At 59.2% G+C, this 944-nt stretch carries 1 protein-coding gene and 1 pseudogene; both read left to right on the top strand.

All coding sequences use genetic code 11. The features are described 5' to 3' along the window. A pseudogene (locus A3730_RS03640) lies at positions 1-581 on the top strand (saccharopine dehydrogenase); the annotation flags it as partial. A 116-nt stretch (positions 582-697) separates the two neighbouring features. After that, positions 698-944: hypothetical protein (locus A3730_RS03635; protein ID WP_156500862.1), on the top strand; the 247-nt coding region annotated here is incomplete at its 3' end.

The raw sequence follows: 944 nt of genomic DNA, 5'->3' as shown, positions 1-944 counted from the left end.
ACGGCTTCAAAAGCCGTCAGAGCAGCATCGGCCTGGCCAGTTACGATAACGACTTCAACGCCTGGGTCGGCCCCTTTGTGATGGACGCCATCAACAGCCGTGTGGTGCATCGCTCCAATGCCCTGACCGGCCAGGCTTACACTGATCACTTCACCTATAACGAGGCCATGCTCACCGGCGATGGCATGGGTGGCCGCATGAAAGCCCTGGGGATTGGTGCCGGCACCGGGCTGTTTTTTGCCGCTGCGGCCATCAAGCCTACCCGCTGGGCACTGAACAAGTTTGTGGTGCCACAGCCTGGTGAAGGCCCCAGCCCCGAGGCACAAAAAGCCGGTTTCTACGACATCCGCTTTGTCGGCCACACCGACAACCAGGACACCCTGAAAGTGAAAGTCACCGGTGATGCGGACCCCGGCTACGGGTCCACCGCCAAACTGCTGGGCCAGGCCGCCGCCTGCCTGGCCCAGGACGTGGTAGAAAATGCCCCCGGCGGCTTCTGGACCACCGCGTCCCTGCTCGGCGAGCCGCTACTGAAACGGCTGCAGGAAAAAGCCGGCATGACGTTCACCGTGATCGACTAAGGCACTACCCGGCCTGTGACCTCGGTCACAGGCCGCAGCAATTTTCAGTGGCAGCGGATGCCAGCCTCACACGCAATCCGTATTCTCCCCGGTTTTCCAAACAGGACGGGGTTGCCATGGAAGCGCTTGCCATACTGAAAATTTTATTGATTCTATTCCTGCTTGGCTCAACGATTTACAGCGCCATTGTCTATCAGGGCCGCAAGAAATCCTCACTGAAAAGCCTTGCAGCATTCCGCCAGCAACACTCACCCCAGCGCAAGCTCGATCCCACCGAGCTACGTCTTGTTGACGCGGTTATCGCCCAGGCAGAACAAAAAACCCTCGGCGCCCTGGACAGCCATGAGGTTTTTTCTCTCAGCG

The sequence above is a fragment of the Alcanivorax sp. HI0044 genome, from assembly GCF_001634945.1.
This window is presented reverse-complemented; position numbering and strand designations above follow the sequence as displayed.